We start from the raw sequence: 471 nt of genomic DNA, 5'->3' as shown, positions 1-471 counted from the left end.
GGCCTGTTCTACCGCGACGCGATCCGCGACTACTACCGCGCCCAAGGCCTGCCCGAACCGTACGAGGCGGGGGCGCGGCGCAAGGTGTTCCCGGAACGGGTGGAGCGTCGCATCCTGACCGCCGCGGGACACCACCGCGACGGGGCGGTGTTGTTCCGCAAGACCTCCTGCGCGGTCGCCTATGCGCACGGCGTGGCGGACTACAACGGCCACTACGGCATCCGCGAGCTGTGCGACATCTGCCCGGCCGCGCAACTCGGCCGGTGCGCGACCGAGTGGAAACCTCCGGACCCGAACACCGCGGCCGCGTTGGCGCGGGAGCTGGGCGGCAGGCTGGTCGCGATCACCGACCGGGCCGTGGTCGTGGCCGGCCTGGACGAGCAGGCCCGCTACCTCATGCAGCACAGCTTCGGCTTCCAGGTCCACGACGTGACCAAGCCGCACCACCCGCACCGTCACGGCCGCGCCGAC

At 72.2% G+C, this 471-nt stretch carries 1 pseudogene; it reads left to right on the top strand.

The window, feature by feature from the left end:
* Window positions 1-471: pseudogene (locus ADK67_RS52405) on the top strand (radical SAM protein); the annotation flags it as partial.

Source organism: Saccharothrix sp. NRRL B-16348 (genome assembly GCF_001280085.1).
Classification (GTDB): Bacteria; Actinomycetota; Actinomycetes; order Mycobacteriales; family Pseudonocardiaceae; genus Actinosynnema.
Note: the sequence above shows the minus strand (reverse complement) of the source record. Positions and strands in the feature narration are given on the sequence as shown.